The organism is Micromonospora sp. WMMD708 (assembly GCF_049315245.1).
Lineage (GTDB): Bacteria > Actinomycetota > Actinomycetes > Mycobacteriales > Micromonosporaceae > Micromonospora > Micromonospora wenchangensis.
Map to the genome: position 1 here is coordinate 2,254,664 of NZ_CP186060.1, position 5,090 is coordinate 2,259,753.

At 73.9% G+C, this 5,090-nt stretch carries 4 protein-coding genes; all 4 read left to right on the forward strand.

Annotation, left to right across the window (positions count from 1 at the left end; all coding sequences use genetic code 11):
- Positions 1-2: 2 nt before the first annotated feature.
- The 4 genes from ACN260_RS10190 to ACN260_RS10205 all read left to right on the forward strand — a co-directional run bounded on the left by ACN260_RS10190 (position 3) and on the right by ACN260_RS10205 (position 5,032).
- Positions 3-2,132, forward strand: a complete 2,130-nt coding sequence (locus ACN260_RS10190; protein WP_422755716.1) for a hypothetical protein — start codon at positions 3-5, stop codon at positions 2,130-2,132.
- Between the two features lie 24 nt (positions 2,133-2,156).
- The gene (locus tag ACN260_RS10195; protein WP_422755717.1) at positions 2,157-4,175 is read left to right on the forward strand and encodes a hypothetical protein; all 2,019 of its coding nucleotides are present in this window, start codon (positions 2,157-2,159) and stop codon (positions 4,173-4,175) included.
- 78 nt (positions 4,176-4,253) lie between these two features.
- Positions 4,254-4,700 carry a YbaB/EbfC family nucleoid-associated protein gene (locus ACN260_RS10200; protein WP_422755718.1) on the forward strand — a complete coding sequence of 149 codons (447 nt, stop codon included), beginning with the start codon at positions 4,254-4,256 and terminating at the stop codon, positions 4,698-4,700.
- A complete protein-coding gene (locus tag ACN260_RS10205) occupies positions 4,700-5,032 on the forward strand; it encodes a hypothetical protein (RefSeq protein WP_422755719.1) in 333 nt (110 codons plus the stop codon). The genes ACN260_RS10200 and ACN260_RS10205 overlap by 1 nt, the downstream gene beginning before the upstream one ends.
- The last annotated feature ends 58 nt before the right edge of the window (positions 5,033-5,090 follow it).

The following is a 5,090-nucleotide window of genomic DNA, read 5'->3' on the forward strand; positions in this document are numbered from 1 at the left end:
CGGTGACCGCGCCGTACCAGGACATGGCCCAGTGGACCTGGGAGTCGATGCTGCAGAACGTGCTGGGGGAGGGCAGGGACGGCCCGGACGGCACCAGCGGCACCGTGCTGGACCGCAGGCTGGTGGCCGGCCCGGACGTGCGGTGGCTGCGCCTGGTCGACCACACCGACGCGGTGACCGAGTCCTCGGACCCGCCCAGCGACGCCGACTACACCGACCGGATCGACTCGCTGGACGGCAACGAGTTCTTCCTCTACCGGATCAGCACGGTCGGGTCGGTGCGCGACGGGAAGCCCCACTACACCACCCGGACCCAGTTCATCCAGGTGAAGATCGTGTTCAGTGACTCGCAGACCGAGGGGGCGCCCTCGCCGCGTGGGGCGTTCGAGACCTTCTACAAGTCCAGTGAGGGGGCGTTGCAGCGGCTGGCCAGCGGCTCCAACCCCGTGTTCAGCTGGAAGAGCTTCACCGACGCCGCCAAGATGCTGCACGACGTGGAGAGCAACCTGGTCAGCACCGAACGGGAGCTGAAGACCATCCTGGACCGGGTCGGCGACGACGCCTCCGGCTTCCAGGGCAACGCCTCCGGGGTGTTCATCGGGACGATGGCGAACCTGCGCCGCGACGTCCACCGGCTCGCCGTCGACATGAACGCGAACAGCACCGACCGGGCGTGGTCCGATCAGGTCGACGACCTGGTCGACGACATGACCACCTTCCGCAACAAGATCGCCAGCTCGTTCCGGGAGTTCAGCGACCACACCTTCCAGTGGTTCAACGGCTACAACCCGACCACGTTGATCGACTCGTTGAAGAAGATCGTCACGCAGGTCAGGACGGGCAACTTCAGCCAGGTCACGATCACCCTGCCGGACGCATACGGCAACGGCACGGTCAACAGCGGCACCTTCAACCTGATGACCGAGGCCGGCTGGCAGAGCGTCGACAACATGATCAAGGGCGCCTGGTTGGGCCAGTTGCGGGAGCTGGACGCCACGATGCGTACCGAGCTGGCGCGGCTGACCACCCGGCTGCGGGCCGTCACCCACCTGGTGAGCGTCATCTCCCCGCCACCGACCCGGGCCACCACCACGCCGCCACCGGGGGGCACCCCCGACGTCGACGTACCGGATCTCAACGGTGGCGGTGGCCCCGACCTGAACGGCGGTGGCGATCCGGGCCTGGGCGGCGGTGGCGACCTGGGCCTCGGTGGCGGCGGTGACCTGGGTACGGGCGGCGGCGGTGACCTGGGCCTCGGCGGCGGTGGCGACCTCGGGCTGGGTGCCGGTGGCGACCTCGGCGTGGGCGGTGGTGGCGGCCTCGGCGTGGGCGGTGGTTCCGGCCTCGGCCTCGGTGGCGACCTGGGGCTGGGCGGTGGATCCGGGCTGGGACTGGGCGGTGGAAGCGGTTCCGGGCTGGGCCTCGGCGGCGACCTCGGCTCCGGCGGCACGGCCGGCGCCGGTGGCATCGACTGGGACGACCTGCTCGGCGGTGGCACCGGGTCCGGCTCGGCGGGCGGCGGCGGGACCGGCAGTGGGACCGGCGGCGGAACCGGGATCCCCGGCGGTGGGGTCGTCCTGCCCGGCCTGCCGTCGGGCGGATGGGGCAACCCCGGTTCCTCCGGCGGCGGCCTGGGCGGCGTCAAGGGCGGTGGCGCGGGCGGTCTCGACGACGGGACGACCAACCCGTCGGCCCAGTTCCCGACCGACGTCGACGGGGTCGACGTGGGCAACCTGGGCGGCGGCTCACCTGGCGAGTCGTCGACCAGCGGAATGGCGCTCGGCAGCGAACTGGCCGCGTTGCTCGGCGAACCGGCAGGCTTCGGACCCGGCGGCAGCGGGGCGCGCGGCGCGGATTCCGCGACCGCCACGGCCGGCGGGTTCCCGATGATGCCCCCGATGGGTGGCATGGGCGGCATGGGCGGGGCCGGCCAGCAGGGGGAGAAGGACCGGGAACGCAAGACCTGGCTGGAGGAGGACGAGGACGTCTGGGGCACCGACCCGGAGTGCGGGATGGCCGTCATCGGCCGGTCCGAGCACGCCGAGGAACCGGTCACCCCGGTGCCGGCCGCGCCGCGCCGCACCGGCGGACCGCTCGGCCCCACCCGGGCGACGGGACGTCGCCGTGGCTGAGCGCCGACGCGGGCGGGCCGCGCGGTGACCGCCCCGAATCCGGAGTACGCCGGCTGGACCTGGGAACGGATGCTCCAGGACGTACTCAATGAGGGCCGCGACGGCACCGACCAGGCCACCGGCACACCGATCGACCGCAACCAGGTCGCCGGCCACGGCGTCACCTGGGTCCGGTTCGTCGAACGGCGCACCCAGGAGTTGGACCGGGGCACCCGTCCCACGGTCGACCCCGGCGACCGGGAACTGGTCGGCTACCGCCGGGTCGGCCCCGGGGTCGACGATCCGCAACGGGACCTCTGGGAGATCGTGCGCGGCCACGTCACCTTCTGGGAGGGGACCGGCGGCCTCCCGCCGAGCAGCGCGTTCGACAGCTTCTACCGGGGCAGCGTCGGTGCCCTCACCCGGTTGTACGCCGGCACCAACGGCTGGTTCAGCGAACGCAGCTTCACCGACGCCGGCAACCTGCTCTGGCGGGTCGAGCAGACGCTGCTCACCACCGCCGCCGAGCTGCGGGTGCTGCGCGACGGGATCAGCGGGACCGGCTCCGGCTTCGACGGGTCGGCCTCGGCGGTCTTCGTGGCGGCCCTGAACTCCCTGCACGCCGACATCGACCGGCTCACCCGCGACATGAACGCGGCCGACGAGGCCAACGCCTGGTCGGACCGGGTCTTCCGGCAGTCCAACGACCTGCTGATGTTCCGCGAGCGGATCAACGACGCCTGGCGGGAGTTCAGCGACCACACCCACGAGTGGTACAACACGTACCATCCGAGCGCGCTGTTCGGCACGGTCCGCACCATCCTCGAACAGGTCGACCGGGGCAGCCTGAACGCGGTGTCGGTCACCATCGAGGACACCTACGGCACCGGCCCGGTCGGCGGGACGTTCGACCTGACCACCGCGGCCGGCTGGACCGCCCTCGACGTGCTGCTGCGTACCGCCTGGCTGCGGCAGCTCGTCCGGCTCGACCTGGCGATGCGCGACGCGTTGGCGCAGCTCGTCGCCGCGTTGCGGGAGACCGGCGGAATCGTCAACCGGTTCACGGGTCCGTCCGGTGGCGGGCAGCAACCCCCACCACCGCCGGGGTCCGCGCAGGGTCCCACCGAGGGCCCACCGCCGCCCGACGAGGTGCGGTTCACCAGCACCCGGTCCGGTGGCACCGGTTTCGCCGGGGCGGGTTTCGACGGTGCCGGTGGCGGCGGTCCCGGGCTGGCGTTCTCCTCCTCGGGGGCCGGCGGGCCGGGGAACCTGCCGGCCGGCGGACCGGTGGTCATCGGCGCGGTCGGCGCGTTCGGCGGCGGGTTCGGCGGGGCGGGCCTGCCCGCCCTCGGCGCGACGAACCTGACAGGCGTCGGCGGCCCCGGCACGTCGGGCGCGGCCGGCGGCAGCGTCGCAGCGATCGGTGCCGCCGACCGCAGCGGCGTCGGCGGCTGGAACCCCGCGTCGGTGGCCGGGGTCGGGGCCCTGGCCGGCGGTGTCGGCCCGGTGATCGGTGGACGGGCCGGCGGCGTCGCGGACATCGACCGCCGCTCCGGTGGCGCGCTGGGTGGCTGGGCCGCCGGCGGTGCCGACATCGGCGACCTGGCCGACGCGTCGGCCCCCGCCGGGGGTGCGGCGGTCGGTGGTTCCGCCGTCGGCCGGGAACTCGCCGCCCTGCTTGCCGGCCCGCCGGGCGGTGCCGGCGGTCCGGGGCTCGTCGGCGTCGGGTCGGCCGGCGGTGGCGGGGGTGCGGGGCTGCCGGGCGCGGCGGGTGGCGGTCTCCCGGCCGCCGGGCCGCCCGGCCCCGGCCGGCCCGGTGGCCCCCCGCTGCTGCCCGCGGTCGGCGCGCCGGGCAGCCGGTCGGACGGCGGCGATACCCGACGCGGCACCCGGCTGACCGAGGACGAGCAGGTCTGGGGGACCGACCCGACGGGTACGGCGGCCGTGGTCGGTCGGACCGATCCGCCCCGCCGACGGCCGGTGGCGGCACCGGCCGAGATGCCGCAGATCCCCGCGACCGGCCCGGTGGTGCACGGCCGGGAGCAGGCGCACGGCCGGGGCTGACCGGACCCGGTGCCGGGCCGGGACCGCGACCGGAACCCGCCCACAGCAGAGACGAACCGTGAACCAGGAGGTGAGGACATGTCCAGCCCGTTGTCCAACCAGGTCGAGCAGGCGCTGGCCGAACTCGAACGGCAGAAGGCCGCGATCGACGAGATCCAGGGTGGCCTGCACAGCGTGCACAGCACGGTCACCGCCAAGAACCGGGCGGTGTCGGTGACCGTGGACAGCCGGGGGGCGGTCACCGCGGTCAAGTTCCCGACCTCGGCCTACCGGTCGATGGCCGGCCCCGAACTGGGTGAGCTGCTTGTCGACACGATCGAGACGGCCCGCAGCGAGGCGATGGCCCGGACCGTGGCCGCGTTCGAGTCGCTGCTGCCCGCCGGGCTGCCGATGGTCGACCTGCTGACCGGTGGGGCCGACCCCGAGCACGGCCCGCTGCCGATGGACAAGCTGCTCGCCGAGATGTTCCGCACCGCCGGGCCGGACGACGACCCGACGCCACCCACCCCGGCGGGGGGCCGCTGATGCCACCGGCCGAAGGGCCGATCGGTGCCGACACCGGCCGGTTGACCAACCCGAACTTCGACCCGTTCACCGAGGAACTCGACCGGGTGCAGCAGACGTTGCGGCGCGCCGACACCGAGTCCCCCGGACTCGTCGGTGCCCCGTACGCCGACATCGACGAGTTGGTGGCCAACCTGCCGAAGGCGTCGCTCGGCGCCGACCTGATCAAGCTCCTGGGTGCGGTGCCCCAGGGCTACCAGGAGGACCTGCGGAAGCTGGGGCAGATCCTGGCGAGCGTGGAGGCCACCAACGCCGACATCTCCGGCGGGGTCGACACCGGCCGGCACACCTAGCCGCCGGCAGCGGTTCCCGTAACACCGACAGTGGTCCGACGACGAGGGGTGGTCTCCG

Bases quoted from the DNA above. Each gene is read 5' to 3' on its own strand.
- ACN260_RS10200 (WP_422755718.1), top strand. From the start codon at position 4,254: ATGTCCAGCCCGTTGTCCAACCAGGTCGAGCAGGCGCTGGCCGAACTC.
- ACN260_RS10205 (WP_422755719.1), top strand. From the start codon at position 4,700: ATGCCACCGGCCGAAGGGCCGATCGGTGCCGACACCGGCCGGTTGACC.